10 protein-coding genes are annotated in these 13,612 nt (G+C 67.1%); 8 read left to right on the top strand and 2 right to left on the bottom strand.

The window, feature by feature from the left end; genetic code table 11:
* The first annotated feature begins 230 nt into the window (after positions 1-230).
* Positions 231-3,074 carry a bifunctional [glutamate--ammonia ligase]-adenylyl-L-tyrosine phosphorylase/[glutamate--ammonia-ligase] adenylyltransferase gene (gene glnE / locus BLU17_RS00540; protein WP_091993058.1) on the top strand — a complete coding sequence of 948 codons (2,844 nt, stop codon included), beginning with the start codon at positions 231-233 and terminating at the stop codon, positions 3,072-3,074.
* Positions 3,075-3,122: 48 nt separating this feature from the next.
* Here the strand turns inward: glnE and recN are convergent, their stop codons facing one another.
* A complete protein-coding gene (gene recN, locus BLU17_RS00535; protein WP_091993056.1) occupies positions 3,123-4,802 on the bottom strand; it encodes a DNA repair protein RecN in 1,680 nt (559 codons plus the stop codon).
* A 128-nt stretch (positions 4,803-4,930) separates the two neighbouring features.
* Positions 4,931-5,842 (bottom strand): NAD kinase, encoded by a 912-nt coding sequence (locus BLU17_RS00530; RefSeq protein WP_091993054.1) that lies wholly within the window; start codon positions 5,840-5,842, stop codon positions 4,931-4,933.
* Positions 5,843-6,141: 299 nt separating this feature from the next.
* Here BLU17_RS00530 and hrcA point away from each other — a divergent pair, with 299 nt between their 5' ends.
* From hrcA to dnaJ, 7 genes are all read left to right on the top strand, one after another.
* Positions 6,142-7,161 (top strand): heat-inducible transcriptional repressor HrcA, encoded by a 1,020-nt coding sequence (gene hrcA, locus BLU17_RS00525; protein ID WP_176928877.1) that lies wholly within the window; start codon positions 6,142-6,144, stop codon positions 7,159-7,161.
* A gap of 184 nt (positions 7,162-7,345) precedes the next feature.
* The gene (hemH, locus tag BLU17_RS00520; protein WP_091993051.1) at positions 7,346-8,413 is read left to right on the top strand and encodes a ferrochelatase; all 1,068 of its coding nucleotides are present in this window, start codon (positions 7,346-7,348) and stop codon (positions 8,411-8,413) included.
* 51 nt (positions 8,414-8,464) lie between these two features.
* Entirely contained in the window at positions 8,465-8,872 is a 408-nt protein-coding gene (locus tag BLU17_RS00515; RefSeq protein ID WP_091993049.1) for an RNA-binding S4 domain-containing protein, read from the top strand.
* Between the two features lie 65 nt (positions 8,873-8,937).
* Entirely contained in the window at positions 8,938-9,120 is a 183-nt protein-coding gene (locus BLU17_RS32980; RefSeq protein WP_176928858.1) for a hypothetical protein, read from the top strand.
* 289 nt (positions 9,121-9,409) lie between these two features.
* Positions 9,410-10,000, top strand: coding sequence for a nucleotide exchange factor GrpE (gene grpE, locus BLU17_RS00510; RefSeq protein ID WP_091994133.1), 591 nt, complete (start codon positions 9,410-9,412; stop codon positions 9,998-10,000).
* Positions 10,001-10,207: 207 nt separating this feature from the next.
* Positions 10,208-12,163 (top strand): molecular chaperone DnaK, encoded by a 1,956-nt coding sequence (gene dnaK, locus BLU17_RS00505; protein WP_091993047.1) that lies wholly within the window; start codon positions 10,208-10,210, stop codon positions 12,161-12,163.
* 280 nt (positions 12,164-12,443) lie between these two features.
* The gene (gene dnaJ, locus BLU17_RS00500; protein WP_091993045.1) at positions 12,444-13,577 is read left to right on the top strand and encodes a molecular chaperone DnaJ; all 1,134 of its coding nucleotides are present in this window, start codon (positions 12,444-12,446) and stop codon (positions 13,575-13,577) included.
* Positions 13,578-13,612 lie beyond the last annotated feature (35 nt).

Below are 13,612 nucleotides of genomic sequence, written 5' to 3'. Positions count from 1 at the left end.
CGACCATCCGGGGAAGCCGGGATGGCCGTGCCGCGCGTGACACGCACGGTTTTCCGCACTGCAGCGCCCGTGACGCCGGATGCAACGGCGAAGCGGGCCGCCAGTTCCGGTGGGACAAGGGTTCGGTGCAAGCGGGGTTCGGTGCGAGCGTCGCGCGGGACGGTTCCTGCCGATCGAACCATAGCGACTGTCGTCGACACAACAGCGAGCCTTCCGGCAAGCAGCCCTTCATGACCGACATCCCCCTTCTCAGTTCCAGTTATTCCCGTTATGCCGCGCGTGCGTACGCCGCGCGTCCCGGGCTCGCGGCCCAGGTCGAGGCGCTGGCCGCCGCGCCGCTCACGCGCGAGCGCATCGTCGCCCGGCTCGACGCGTTGAGCGATCAGCAGCGCGGCGGGGCGAATCTGCCAGCAGGCGCATCAGCAAGCGCCGCACCCGCCGCGCCGCTCACCGACGAGCCTTTGAAGAAGGTCCTGCGCCAGTTGCGCGTGGAGGTGATCTGCGCGGTGATGGAGCGCGACCTGGGCGGCGTCGCCGATGTCGCCGAGGTGACCGGCAGCATGACCGATCTCGCCGAAGTCGCGATCCAGCGCGCGCTCGCGAGCGTGAGCGCCGATCTGGAGGCGCTCTACGGCGAGCCGCGCGGCCCCGGCGGAGAGCGGCTCACGCTCGGCGTGGTGGGCATGGGCAAGCTCGGCGGACGCGAGCTGAACGTCTCGTCCGACATCGACCTGATCTTCGTCTACGAGGACGACGGCGAGACCACGGGCGGCCAGCGTGCGCCCATCGCCACGCAGGACTACTTCACGCGCGCGGGCAAGCGCCTGATCGGCGCATTGAGCGACGTGACCGAGGACGGCTTCGTGTTTCGCGTCGACATGCGGCTGCGCCCGAACGGCGACTCGGGGCCGCTCGTGTGCAGCCTCGGCATGCTCGAAGAGTACTTCTACGTGCAGGGCCGCGAATGGGAGCGCTATGCGTGGATCAAGGGGCGGCTCGTTTCCGAGGCCGGGAGCGAAAGCGCGCTGCGCCTTGCGCGCCAGCTCGACTCGCTCGTGAAGCCCTTCGTCTACCGGCGCTATCTGGATTTCGGCGTAATCAGCGCGATTCGCTCGCTGCATCTGCAGATCCGCCAGGAAGCGCAGCGGCGCGCCATGATGCGCCCCGACAAGGCCGACGACATCAAGCTCGGGCGTGGCGGCATCCGCGAAATCGAGTTCAGCGCCCAGGTCTTCCAGCTGATTCGCGGCGGCCAGGACGCGGGCTTTCGCGTGCGCCCCACGCTGGCCGTGCTCGGCTATGCTGCCGCGCGCGGGCTGATCGCGCCCGACGTCTGCGCCGAACTCACGCGCGCCTACCACTTCCTGCGCGAACTGGAGCACCGCCTGCAATACCGCGACGACGCGCAGACGCACGCCATGCCCGTCGATCCGGAAGAGCGCGCCGTGCTCGCGAGGTCGATGGGCTTTGCCGACTACGCCGCGCTGATGACGGCGCTCGACGGCTACCGCGACAAGGTGGAGCGCCAGTTCGTGCAGATCTTCTCCGACAAGGTGGGCGGGGAGAGCGGCTGCGGCGCGGCGGAGGACGGCGCGGCGGCGTGGGTCTGGAGCGGCGCGCTCGCCGAAGAGAGCGCCGAAGGCGAACTGCTCGAACGCCTCGCGCAACTCGGCATCGACGACCCCGCGCCGCTGCTCGCGCGCCTGCGCGGGCTGTGGCAGTCGTCGCGCTACGCGGGCCTGCCCGAGAAGAGCCGCGAGCGTTTCGACAGCGTCGCGCAGCGCGCGCTCGAAGCCGCTGGCACGCTCGAGCCGCGCGAGCGGCGCGGCGACACGCTCGCGCGCATGTTCGACCTGCTCGAAGCCGTGATCCGGCGCGGCGCGTACCTCGCGCTGCTCACCGAATACCCGGACGCGCTCAACCGCGTGCTCAAGGTGCTCGGCGCGTCGCGCTGGGCGGCGGGCTATCTGATCCGCCATCCGCAACTGCTCGACGAACTGCTCGACGACGAGGCCATGGCCACGCCCTTCGACTGGCCCGAGTTCTCGCGTCTGCTGCGCGCGCGCCTCGCCGCCGCCGCCGACGTCGAGCAGCAGATGGACCTGCTGCGCCACGCCCACCAGGCCGAAGTGTTCCGCATCCTGCTCAACGACCTGGCCGGCAGGCTTTCGGTCGAGCACGTGAGCGACCGGCTCTCGGAACTGGCGGACGCCGTGCTCGACGTGACCATCGAAACGGTCTGGCAGCAGTTCGCGAGGCGCCATCGCGAGGTGCCTCGCTTTGCCGCGATCGCCTACGGGAAGCTCGGCGGCAAGGAGCTCGGCTACGCGTCGGATCTCGACCTGATCTTTCTCTACGACGACGATGACGAGCGCGCCTCGGAAATCTACGCGATGTTCGCGCGGCGGCTCATCACCTGGCTCACGACTGCGACCGGTGCGGGGACGTTGTTCGACGTCGATCTGCGGCTGCGGCCGAACGGCGAGTCGGGCCTGCTCGTGACCGACCTCGACGCGTTCCGCCGCTACCAGTTGCGCGAAGGCGACGCGGCCAATACGGCGTGGGTGTGGGAGCACCAGGCGCTCACGCGCGCGCGCTTCTCGGCCGGCGACGCGGCGATCGGCAGCGCCTTCGAGGCGATCCGCGCGCAGGTGCTGACCACGCCGCGCGGCGCCGCGCCGCTCGCCGGGGAAATCGTGGAAATGCGCCAGCGCGTGGAAGACGGCCACCCGAACCGCACCGGGCTGTTCGACCTGAAGCACGACCGCGGCGGGATGGTGGACATCGAGTTCCTCGTGCAGTACTGGGTGCTGCTGCACGCGGCGCAGGACCCCGAGCTGATCCGCAACACGGGCAATATCGCGCTCCTGCGCGAGGTGTCGCGCCTCGGGCTGATGAGCGCGGAAGAAGCGGAAACCATAGGCTCGGCGTACCGGCTTTATCGCAAGCTGCAGCACCAGTTGCGGCTCGACGGCATGGAAAAGGCGCGCGTCGATCCGGCGCGCGTCGCGCGCGAACGCGAGGCGGTGCTGGCTTTGTGGAAGCGGGTGTTCGGGCCGAAGGAGGCGGCTTAGGGCGAGCGTGTTATGCGTCGACGGCGGGTGCGCCGGGCGCATGCGCATTCAAGCCGCCAACATCTCCTTCGCATGCCGCCGCGTGGTCGCGGTGATCTCGAGGCCGCCCAGCATGCGCGCGACTTCCTCCACGCGCCCGCCCCTGTCGAGCGGCGTGACGGCCGAGACCGTGCGGCCGTTGCCGTCGCTGGACTTCGACACCTGGAAGTGGTGATCGCCGCGCGCCGCGACCTGCGGCAGGTGAGTGACGCACAGCACCTGGCGCTCTTGCCCGAGTTGATGCAGCAGGCGCCCGACCACTTCGGCCACGCCGCCGCCAATGCCCGTATCGACTTCGTCGAAGATCAGCGTGGGCGTGGGGCTCGCCGCGCTCGCGATCACCGCGAGCGCGAGGCTGATGCGCGCGAGTTCGCCGCCCGAGGCGATCTTCGCGAGCGGGCGCAGCGGCACGCCTGCGTGGCCCGCCACACGGAATTCGATCTGCTCGAGACCGTGCGCGCCGCCGATCGGTTCGCCGTTCGAGCCGCTGCCGAGCGGCATGAGCGCGACTTCGAAGCTGCCGCCCGCCATCGACAGCTCCTGCATACCCTGCGTGACGGCCGCGCCGAGCGCCTGCGCAGCCTTGGCGCGCGCCTTCGAGAGCCGGCGCGCCTCGGCGAGATAGGCGTCCTGGGCTTTCTGGACGGCGGCGCGCAGGCCGTCGAGATCGGACGCGGCGTCGAGCGCAGCGAGCTGCTGGCGCCGCGCCGCGTGCTCCTCGGGCAGCGCTTCGGCCCGCAGACGGAACTTGCGCGCCGTCGAGTGCAGCGCGTCGAGGCGCTGCTCCACCTGCGCGAGCCGCTGCGGATCGAGGTCGAGGCGTTGCGCGTAATGCGAGAGCGAGTACGCCGCTTCCTGAAGCTGGATCGCGGCGGGTTCGAGTGCGGCGAGCGCGTCGTTGAGCCCGGCGTCGAGCCCGGCGAGATCGCGCAGCGTCGAGAGGATCGCGTTCAACTGCGAGATCATCGCGTCGTCGGATTCGGACAGCGCCGCGAGCGCACCCTGCACGCCGTCGATCAGGTTCGCCGAATTCGAAAGCCGCACGTGCTCCGCGTTCACCTCTTCCCACTCGCCGGGCTGCGGTGCGAGCTTGTCGAGCTCGGCGAGTTGCCACGCAAGGCGCTCGCGCTCCAGTTGCAGCTCGCGGTCGCGTGAGGTGGCGGTCTGCAACGTCAGACGCGCGTCGCGCGCGTCGCGCCACGCACGCGTGACGGCGGCGGCGAGGTCGGTCAGGCCCGCGTGCGTGTCGAAAAGCTCGCGCTGCGCGTCGGGGCGCATGAGCAATTGATGCGCATGCTGGCCGTGGATGTCCACGAGCATTTCGCCCACCTCGCGCAACTGGGCAAGCGTGGCCGGCGTGCCGTTGATGAAGGCGCGCGAGCGTCCGCCGCTGTCCACCACGCGGCGCATCATGACGGTGTGCTCGCTGTCGCCGTTCGCGAGCGCGTGCCCGTCGAGCCACTGGGCGACGTGCGGCGGTGCGTCGAATTCCGCGGTGATGTCGGCGCGGCCTTCGCCCGTGCGCACGACGCTCGCGTCGGCACGCGCGCCGAGCGCGAGGGCGAGGGCGTCGATCAGGATCGACTTGCCCGCGCCCGTCTCGCCGGAAAATACGGTGAAGCCGCTGTCGAATTCGAGGTCGAGCGCCGCGACGATCACGAAGTCGCGAATCGAGAGGTGGCGAAGCATGGCGTCTGGGGTCTGCTTTCTGGGTTGTCGGTGGTTGCCGTGGGACGGCTGGCTGCATGGCAACGGACGCGCACGACCGGCGCGCCGCGCGTGCCAAACGCGCATTCTCGCGACAGGACAGCGCGGGTTCAGTCCTCCGGATCGCCCTGCAACGAGGGATGCTCGTTCCAGTGCAGCTTCTTGCGCAGCGTGCGGTAGTAGCTGTAGCCGACGGGATGCAGGAAGGGCACAGTATGGCGCGAGCGGCGCACCTCGATCACGTCGTTGAGCTCGAGCTGCGTGAACGACTGCATATCGAAGTTCACGTTGACGTCGCGGCCCGCCACGATCTGGATACTCACCTTGCAGTCGTCGGGCAGCACGATCGGCCGGTTCGAAAGCGCGTGCGGAGCGATCGGCACGAGCACGATACCCTGCAGTTGCGGATGCAGGATCGGCCCCTGCGACGAGAGCGCGTAGGCGGTCGATCCCGTTGGCGTGGCGACGATCAGGCCGTCCGAGCGCTGGTTGTACATGAAGCGGCCGTCCACGTTCACGCGCAGCTCGGCCATGCCGGAAAAGCCGCTGCGGTTCACCACAACGTCGTTGAAGGCGAGCGCGTGATAGATCGGGTCGCCGTCGCGGGTAATGCGCGATTCGAGCAGCGAGCGCTCTTCGCGCTCGAACGAGCCGGCGAGCAGTTGCGGCACGACCTCCTGCATTTCGGAGAACGCGATGTCGGTGATGAAGCCGAGCCGACCGTGGTTGATGCCGATGAGCGGCGTGCGATAGGGCGCGAGCTGGCGGCCGATGCCGAGCATCGTACCGTCGCCGCCGAGCACGACGGCCACGTCCGCGCGCGCGCCGATCTCGGCGGGCTGAAGCGCGGGATAGCCGCTGGCGCCGATTTCCTCGGCTGTCTGCGCCTCGAACACGACCTCGAAGCCGCGCTTCGCAATGGTTTGAGCGAGCGCGGTCAGCGGCTCGGCGATGCCCGGCGTGTTGCTGCGCCCGACTAGCGCAACCGTCTTGAACTGGCTCTGGATCTTCTGGATCTGCATGCCGGCATTACACCATAGTCAGGTCGCGAAAAGAACCTGGCGCGGGCTGCGGACGGCCCGCCGGGCCTTGCGCGCCGCGCGTTCCAGCACGAGGCTGGTGACACGGCGATGACAGGACGCGACGCGACGCGCAACCCGCCCCGGCTCCGCACGCCCGAATGCCCCGAATGCCCCGAGCGTCCGGCGCATGCGCCGTCGAATCCGGCAATGCGCCGCGCCCGGCGCCGCTTGCGTTCCCGCCGGCCGGGGCCTGGCGGCGCACTCGCGGCCAACCCGCCATTAGGCTAAAATTTTCACTCATGCTAGATCCCCGCGCACAAACCCTCCTCAAGACGCTGATCGAGCGCTACATCGCCGAAGGTCAGCCGGTCGGCTCGCGCACGCTGTCGCGCTATTCCGGCCTGGAGTTGAGCCCGGCGACGATCCGCAACGTCATGTCGGACCTCGAGGAGCTGGGGCTCGTGTCCAGCCCGCATACCTCGGCCGGGCGCGTGCCCACGCCGCGGGGCTACCGCCTTTTCGTCGACACCATGCTCACCGTGGAGCCGAGCTCCGACGAGGACGCGCTCACCCGCGCGGTGAAGACCACGCTGCGCCCCGGCGAGCCGCAGAAGGTGGTGGCGGCGGCGGCCAGCGTGCTTTCGAACCTCTCGCAGTTCGCGGGCGTGGTGCTCACGCCGCGGCGCAGCCACGTGTTCAAGCAGATCGAGTTCATGCGCCTTTCGGACAAGCGCATCCTGCTCATCATCGTGACGCCCGAAGGCGACGTGCAAAACCGCATCATGGCGACGCAGCGCGACTTCACGCCCTCCGAGCTCATTGAAGCCTCGAATTACATCAACGCGCATTTCGCGGGCCTCTCGTTCGACGAGGTACGACGCCGCCTGCGCGAGGAAATCGACGCGCTGCGCGGCGACATGACCACGCTCATGCACGCGGCCGTGACCGCGAGCACGGAAGAGCCCGAGACCAGCGACACCGTGCTCATTTCCGGCGAGCGCAACCTGCTCGAAGTGGCCGATCTTTCGTCTGACATGGCGCGCCTGCGCAAGCTCTTCGACGTGTTCGACCAGAAAACCAGCCTGCTGCAGCTGCTCGACGTCTCGAGCCACGCGCAGGGCGTGCAGATCTTCATTGGCGGCGAGTCCAACCTCGTGCCGATCGAGGAAATGAGCGTGGTGACCGCGCCCTACGAAGTAAACGGCAAGATCGTGGGCACGCTCGGCGTGATCGGGCCGACGCGCATGGCCTACAACCGCGTGATCCCGATCGTCGACATCACCGCGCGCCTTCTGTCGCTCACGCTCAGCCAGAACTGAGCGCGCTTTCCTTCCCGAGGATCATCGTCGAAAGCCGCGCCGCGCGCCATCGTCCAAATGGCCAACGCCAGGCGGTCCGCTTGCGCTGCGTCGAGGCGCGCGGTTGGCCCGCCTGGTCCGCCCGCTATAATGGTTCTTCCGTGCAACCGTTGCTGCGCTTTTCGCGCGGCGTCTCCGACCGCCTATGCGTTTCGATCTCGAGCGGCCCTCGCAGTCCGCCGCGGCGCATCGCGTCGCCGTGCTGCTCATCAATCTCGGCACGCCCGACGCGCCCACGCCGCGGGCCGTGCGCCGCTATCTCGCGCAGTTTCTCTCCGATCCGCGCGTGGTCGAGATTCCGGCCCCCATCTGGCAGGTCATCCTGCGCGCGCTGATCCTGCCGTTTCGCGGGCGTGCGTCGGCGAAGAAGTACGCCGCGGTCTGGACGCCTGAAGGCTCGCCGCTGCGCGTGCACACGCAAAAGCAGACCGAGGGCCTGCGCCATCTGCTGCAGATCAACGACTACGCCGTCCTCGTCGATCACGCGATGCGCTACGGCACGCCCGACATCCCCGCGATGCTCAACCAGCTCAAGCTGGCGGGCGCGGAACGCATTCTGCTCATGCCGATGTATCCGCAGTATTCGGCGTCGACCACGGCCACGGCGTTCGACGCGGCATTCGCCGCGTTGCGCCGCATGCGCAACCAGCCGGAAATCCGCACGGTGCGCGGCTATCACGACCATCCGGCTTATATCGCGGCGCTCGCGGCGCAGGTGCATCAGTACTGGCACGCGCACGGCAAACCCGACTTCGCGGCCGGGGACCGTCTCGTGCTCAGTTTTCATGGCGTGCCGAGCCGTACGCTCGACCTCGGCGACCCGTATCACGACCAGTGCCAGCAAACCGCAGCGCTCCTCATGCACGCGCTGGAACTCACCCCGGTGGAGTGCCGGGTCACGTTCCAGTCGCGCTTCGGGCGCGCGCAGTGGCTGCAGCCGTACACGGCGCCTGCACTGCGGGAGTTGGGCGCGGGCGGCGTGCGCCGCGCGGACGTGTTCTGCCCAGGCTTCACGGCCGACTGTCTCGAAACGATCGAGGAAATCGGCATGGAAGTGCGCGACGAATTCCTGCATGGCGGCGGCAAGGAGTTTCACCGCATTCCGTGCCTGAACGCCGCGCCCGCGTGGGTCGCTGCCTTGGGCGAAATCGTTGCGCAGCACCTGCAGGGCTGGCCCGTGCAGGCCGCGGCGCCCGCCGGGGCAGTGGCCTGACCGTCGAGGGGCCGGCTGACCGGTACCCGGCGCTCATCCGGAAAGCATCTGATGAACTACAAGATTTCGACTGAACCTGGCGCGCGCCTGCGCATCGACAAGTGGTTGTGGGCCGCGCGCTTCTTCAAGACGCGCTCGCTCGCCTCGGACGCCGTGGGCAAGGGGCGCGTGCGCATTGGCGGCGACGCCGTGAAGGCGTCGAAGGACGTGCGCGTGGGCGACCTCGTCGAAATCGAGATCGATCACGTGGTATGGGAAGTGGAGGTGCTGGGGATTTGCGAGGTACGCGGACCGGCGAGCGTCGCGCAGACGCTTTACGCCGAAACCGAGGCAGGCCGCGAGCGGCGCGCGGCCGAGCAGGACCGGCGGCGACTCTTTCGCGAGCCGGCCGCCGTGCTGCAGGGCAGGCCGACCAAGCGCGATCGCCGCACTATCGACAAACTTTCGCGTGAGGGTTGAATAGCGCCTCCATTGTGGCGTGCACGCCCCCATACTCCGTCGTGTTTTCGTTCACGGCGCCCGACATGCAGATGGTCGTGGTTCCCGCAATGAGTACCAGCGCGACCACCGATATGGCAAAGGTCAGTTTCACGGTACTCCCCTTGGGATCGCTGCAAAACGGCCAGTTTCGCGGCCCGGTTAGCGTGTTCGTTTGTGGAGATTTGCTAGCTGCGGGCCTGTTCGGTGCGGTGCCGAACTCAGGGTAAACGCCTCATGAGCAGCACCTGTTCCTGAGTGTAGGTCAGGGTTGCCCCGTACTCAATTTCATTTTTGCGGCACTGCAGTAATGATTGTAACGGGCGGTTTCGCCGCGCGGATCGCTGTATAAAAAGCCGCGCGCCCCCCTTGAAACAAGCGATCCGGCACCCATGTGGTGTCGCGATATACAAAGCGTCTGTCGCATCGGCACAACGGCCGGCGGCGCAGCAGGCAGGAATGCTGGAACGCGGCCGGCGCTTTGTTCCCCTTTTTTCACTATCCAACGACTTCAGCGACATGGAAAACACGCAAGAGAACCCGACGAGCCAGAACCCCACGCCCGCGGACGAGGCGTCGCAGCAGGCAGCCCAGCCCCAGGCGGCCGGGGCCGCCGGGCAGGCAACGCAAGGCGGCGTGGACCAGAACGCTGCCGCGCTGGCCGAAGCCGCCCTGGCCGAAGCCCAGGCGAAGGTCGCCGAATTGCAGGACGCCTTCGTCCGCGCCAAGGCCGAAACGGAGAACGTCCGCCGCCGCGCGCAGGAAGACGTCGCCAAGGCGCACAAGTTCGCGATCGAAAACTTCGCCGAGCATCTGCTGCCCGTGATGGATAGCCTCGAAGCCGCGCTCGCGCACGGCTCGGACGACCTCGCGAAGGTCAACGAAGGCGTCGAGCTCACGCTCAGGCAGCTGACCGGCGCGCTCGAGAAAGGCAAGGTCGTCGCCATCAACCCCGTGGGCGAGAAGTTCGACCCGCACCGCCACCAGGCCATTTCGATGGTGCCGTCCGAACAGGAGGCGAACACGGTTGTGAGCGTGCTGCAAAAGGGTTACGTGATCGCCGATCGCGTGCTGCGTCCGGCGCTCGTGACCGTTTCGGCGCCGAAGTAAGCAAAAGGCAGGCAGGGCGACGGCCGAAATGGGCAAAGCGGCCCCGCAATTGAAAAAAATGATGGAACGCATAGCCCGAACCCTTGAAATCGCCGTCTCGGCACTTATTTGGGCAACAGTTCCGAATTGAAGTGGGCGCCAGCCGCGCGAATCGTAAAACGCGCAAGCGGCGTCCACCCAGCGATCAAAATTGGAGATTTGACAAAAATGGGCAAAATCATCGGTATCGACCTCGGCACCACCAACTCGTGCGTGGCGCTGATGGAAGGCAATCAGGTCAAGGTGATCGAGAACTCCGAAGGCGCCCGTACGACGCCGTCGATCATCGCGTACATGGACGACAACGAAGTGCTGGTCGGCGCGCCGGCCAAGCGCCAGTCGGTCACGAACCCGAAGAACACGCTGTACGCGGTCAAGCGACTGATCGGTCGCCGCTTCGACGAAAAGGAAGTGCAAAAGGACATCGGCCTGATGCCCTACAAGATCGTCAAGCACGACAACGGCGACGCGTGGGTCGAAGCGCACGGCGCCAAGCTCGCGCCGTCGCAGGTTTCGGCCGAAGTGCTGCGCAAGATGAAGAAGACCGCTGAAGACTACCTCGGCGAGCCGGTCACGGAAGCCGTGATCACGGTTCCCGCGTACTTCAACGACAGCCAGCGCCAGGCTACCAAGGACGCCGGCCGCATCGCCGGTCTGGAAGTCAAGCGCATCATCAACGAGCCGACGGCGGCCGCGCTCGCGTTCGGCCTCGACAAGGCCGAAAAGGGCGACCGCAAGATCGCCGTGTTCGACCTCGGCGGCGGCACGTTCGACATCTCGATCATCGAGATCGCCGACGTGGACGGCGAAATGCAGTTCGAAGTGCTCTCGACCAACGGCGACACGTTCCTCGGCGGCGAAGACTTCGACCAGCGCATCATCGATTACATCATCGGCGAGTTCAAGAAGGAGCAGGGCGTCGACCTCAGCAAGGACGTGCTCGCGCTGCAACGCCTGAAGGAAGCCGCCGAAAAGGCCAAGATCGAACTGTCGTCGGGCCAGCAGACCGAAATCAACCTGCCGTACATCACGGCCGACGCCTCGGGTCCGAAGCACTTGAACCTCAAGATCACGCGCGCCAAGCTGGAAGCGCTGGTCGAAGACCTGATCGAGCGCACCATCGAGCCGTGCCGCGTGGCGATCAAGGACGCGGGCGTGAAGGTCGGCGACATCGACGACGTGATTCTCGTCGGCGGCCAGACGCGTATGCCGAAGGTGCAGGAGAAGGTCAAGGAGTTCTTCGGCAAGGACCCGCGCCGCGACGTGAACCCGGACGAAGCCGTGGCCGTGGGCGCCGCGATCCAGGGCCAGGTGCTCTCGGGCGACCGCAAGGACGTGCTGCTGCTCGACGTGACCCCGCTGTCGCTCGGCATCGAGACGCTCGGCGGCGTGATGACGAAGATGATCAACAAGAACACCACGATCCCGACCAAGCACTCGCAGGTCTACTCGACGGCCGACGACAACCAGGGCGCCGTGACGATCAAGGTGTTCCAGGGCGAGCGCGAAATGGCGGCCGGCAACAAGCTGCTGGGCGAGTTCAACCTCGAAGGCATCCCGCCCGCACCGCGCGGCACGCCGCAGATCGAAGTGACCTTCGACATCGACGCGAACGGCATCCTGCACGTGGGCGCGAAGGACAAGGCGACCGGCAAGGAAAACAAGATCACCATCAAGGCGAACTCGGGTCTTTCGGAAGCCGAAATCGAGAAGATGGTGAAGGACGCCGAAGCGAACGCGGAAGAAGATCACCGTCTGCGTGAGCTGGCCGACGCGCGCAACCAGGGCGACGCGCTGGTTCACAGCACGAAGAAGGCCGTGGCCGAGTACGGCGACAAGGTCGACGCCTCCGAAAAGGAAAAGATCGAAGCCGCGCTGAAGGACCTCGAAGAAACGCTGAAGAGCACGTCGGCCGACAAGGCCGAGATCGAGGCGAAGGTCGAGGCGCTGTCCGCCGCTTCGCAGAAGCTCGGCGAGAAGATGTACGCCGACATGCAGGCACAGCAGGCAGGCGCGGCGGGTGCAGCCGGCGCGGGCGCCGCGGGTGCAGGCGCGGAGCAGGGCGCGCAGAACAACGCCGACGACGTGGTCGACGCCGAGTTCAAGGAAGTCAAGAAGGACTAAGTCGGTTCGTGGCGGTCACGACCGTTCTGCCTGATCGGCGGACGGTCGTGACGCAACGAAAGCGGCCGCATCGGTTACGATGCGTGTCAGCATTGCAGCGCCTGGCGAGCCGTTCGGCTCTCCGGGCACATTTGTTTTATGGAGGCCGTTCTCTTTCAGGGGCCGACGCGGCGTGACAACGCCCGTGCGGATGTTCGAAGGAACGGCAAACGGGTCACGAGATCCAGCATTCAAGAGGAGCCGGCGCGCGCCGCGAGGCGCTAGCCGGCGTTGAACCGATATGGCGAAACGGGATTACTACGAGGTTCTGGGCGTCGCGAAGAACGCGAGCGACGACGAAATCAAGAAGGCGTATCGCAAGCTGGCGATGAAGTACCACCCCGACCGCAATCCGGACAACAAGGATGCGGAAGAGCATTTCAAGGAGGTCAAAGAGGCCTACGAGATGCTGTCGGACTCGCAAAAGCGCGCGGCTTACGACCAGTACGGCCACGCCGGCGTCGACCCCAACATGGGCGGCGCCGGCGCGCAGGGCTTCGGCGGTTTCGCGGATGCTTTCGGCGACATCTTCGGCGACATCTTCGGCCAGGCAGCGGGCGGCCGCGCCGGTGCGCGCAGCGGCCCGCAGGTGTATCGCGGAGCCGATCTGCGCTACAGCATGGAAATCACGCTGGAACAGGCGGCGCACGGCTACGAGACGCAGATTCGCGTGCCGGGCTGGAGCAGCTGCGAGGTCTGTCACGGCTCGGGCGCGAAGCCCGGCACCAAGCCCGAAACCTGCCCGACCTGCCATGGCTCCGGTTCGGTGCGCATGTCGCAGGGCTTCTTCAGCATCCAGCAGACCTGCCCGAAGTGCCACGGCACGGGGTCCTGGATTCCCGAGCCCTGCACGAACTGCCACGGCGCGGGCAAGGTGAAGGAAACCAAGACGCTCGAAGTGAAGATTCCGGCCGGCATCGACGACGGCATGCGCATCCGGTCGGCAGGCAACGGCGAGCCGGGCATCAACGGCGGACCGTCGGGCGATCTCTACGTCGAGATCCACATCAAGCAGCACGCGGTGTTCGAGCGCGATGGCGACGACCTCCACTGCCAGATGCCGATTCCGTTCACCACGGCGGCGCTCGGCGGCGAGATCGAAGTGCCGACGCTCGCGGGCCGCGCGACCTTCACCGTGCCCGAGGGCACGCAGTCGGGCAAGACGTTCCGCCTGCGCGGCAAGGGTATCAAGGGCCTGCGTTCGAGCATCGCCGGCGATCTGTATGTGCACGTGCAGGTGGAAACGCCGGTCAAGCTCACCGATCAGCAGCGCGAACTGCTCCAGCAGTTCGAGAAGTCGCTCGTGGAAGGCGGTTCGCGCCACAGCCCGCAGAGCAAGAGCTGGTTCGACCGCGTGAAGAGCTTCTTCGACTGATGCGCGTTTGGGGCGTCACCATGCAGTAACAGGCA

It is taken from the genome of Paraburkholderia lycopersici, assembly GCF_900096975.1.
GTDB classification, from domain to species: Bacteria; Pseudomonadota; Gammaproteobacteria; order Burkholderiales; family Burkholderiaceae; genus Paraburkholderia; species Paraburkholderia lycopersici.
Note: the sequence above shows the minus strand (reverse complement) of the source record. Positions and strands in the feature narration are given on the sequence as shown.

Bases quoted from the DNA above. Each gene is read 5' to 3' on its own strand.
- BLU17_RS32980 (WP_176928858.1), top strand. From the start codon at position 8,938: ATGCAGATGGTCGTGGTTCCCGCAATGAGTACCAGCGCGACCACCGAT.
- recN (WP_091993056.1), bottom strand. From the start codon at position 4,802: ATGCTTCGCCACCTCTCGATTCGCGACTTCGTGATCGTCGCGGCGCTC.
- glnE (WP_091993058.1), top strand. From the start codon at position 231: ATGACCGACATCCCCCTTCTCAGTTCCAGTTATTCCCGTTATGCCGCG.
- BLU17_RS00515 (WP_091993049.1), top strand. From the start codon at position 8,465: ATGAACTACAAGATTTCGACTGAACCTGGCGCGCGCCTGCGCATCGAC.
- dnaJ (WP_091993045.1), top strand. From the start codon at position 12,444: ATGGCGAAACGGGATTACTACGAGGTTCTGGGCGTCGCGAAGAACGCG.
- BLU17_RS00530 (WP_091993054.1), bottom strand. From the start codon at position 5,842: ATGCAGATCCAGAAGATCCAGAGCCAGTTCAAGACGGTTGCGCTAGTC.
- hemH (WP_091993051.1), top strand. From the start codon at position 7,346: ATGCGTTTCGATCTCGAGCGGCCCTCGCAGTCCGCCGCGGCGCATCGC.
- dnaK (WP_091993047.1), top strand. From the start codon at position 10,208: ATGGGCAAAATCATCGGTATCGACCTCGGCACCACCAACTCGTGCGTG.
- hrcA (WP_176928877.1), top strand. From the start codon at position 6,142: ATGCTAGATCCCCGCGCACAAACCCTCCTCAAGACGCTGATCGAGCGC.
- grpE (WP_091994133.1), top strand. From the start codon at position 9,410: ATGGAAAACACGCAAGAGAACCCGACGAGCCAGAACCCCACGCCCGCG.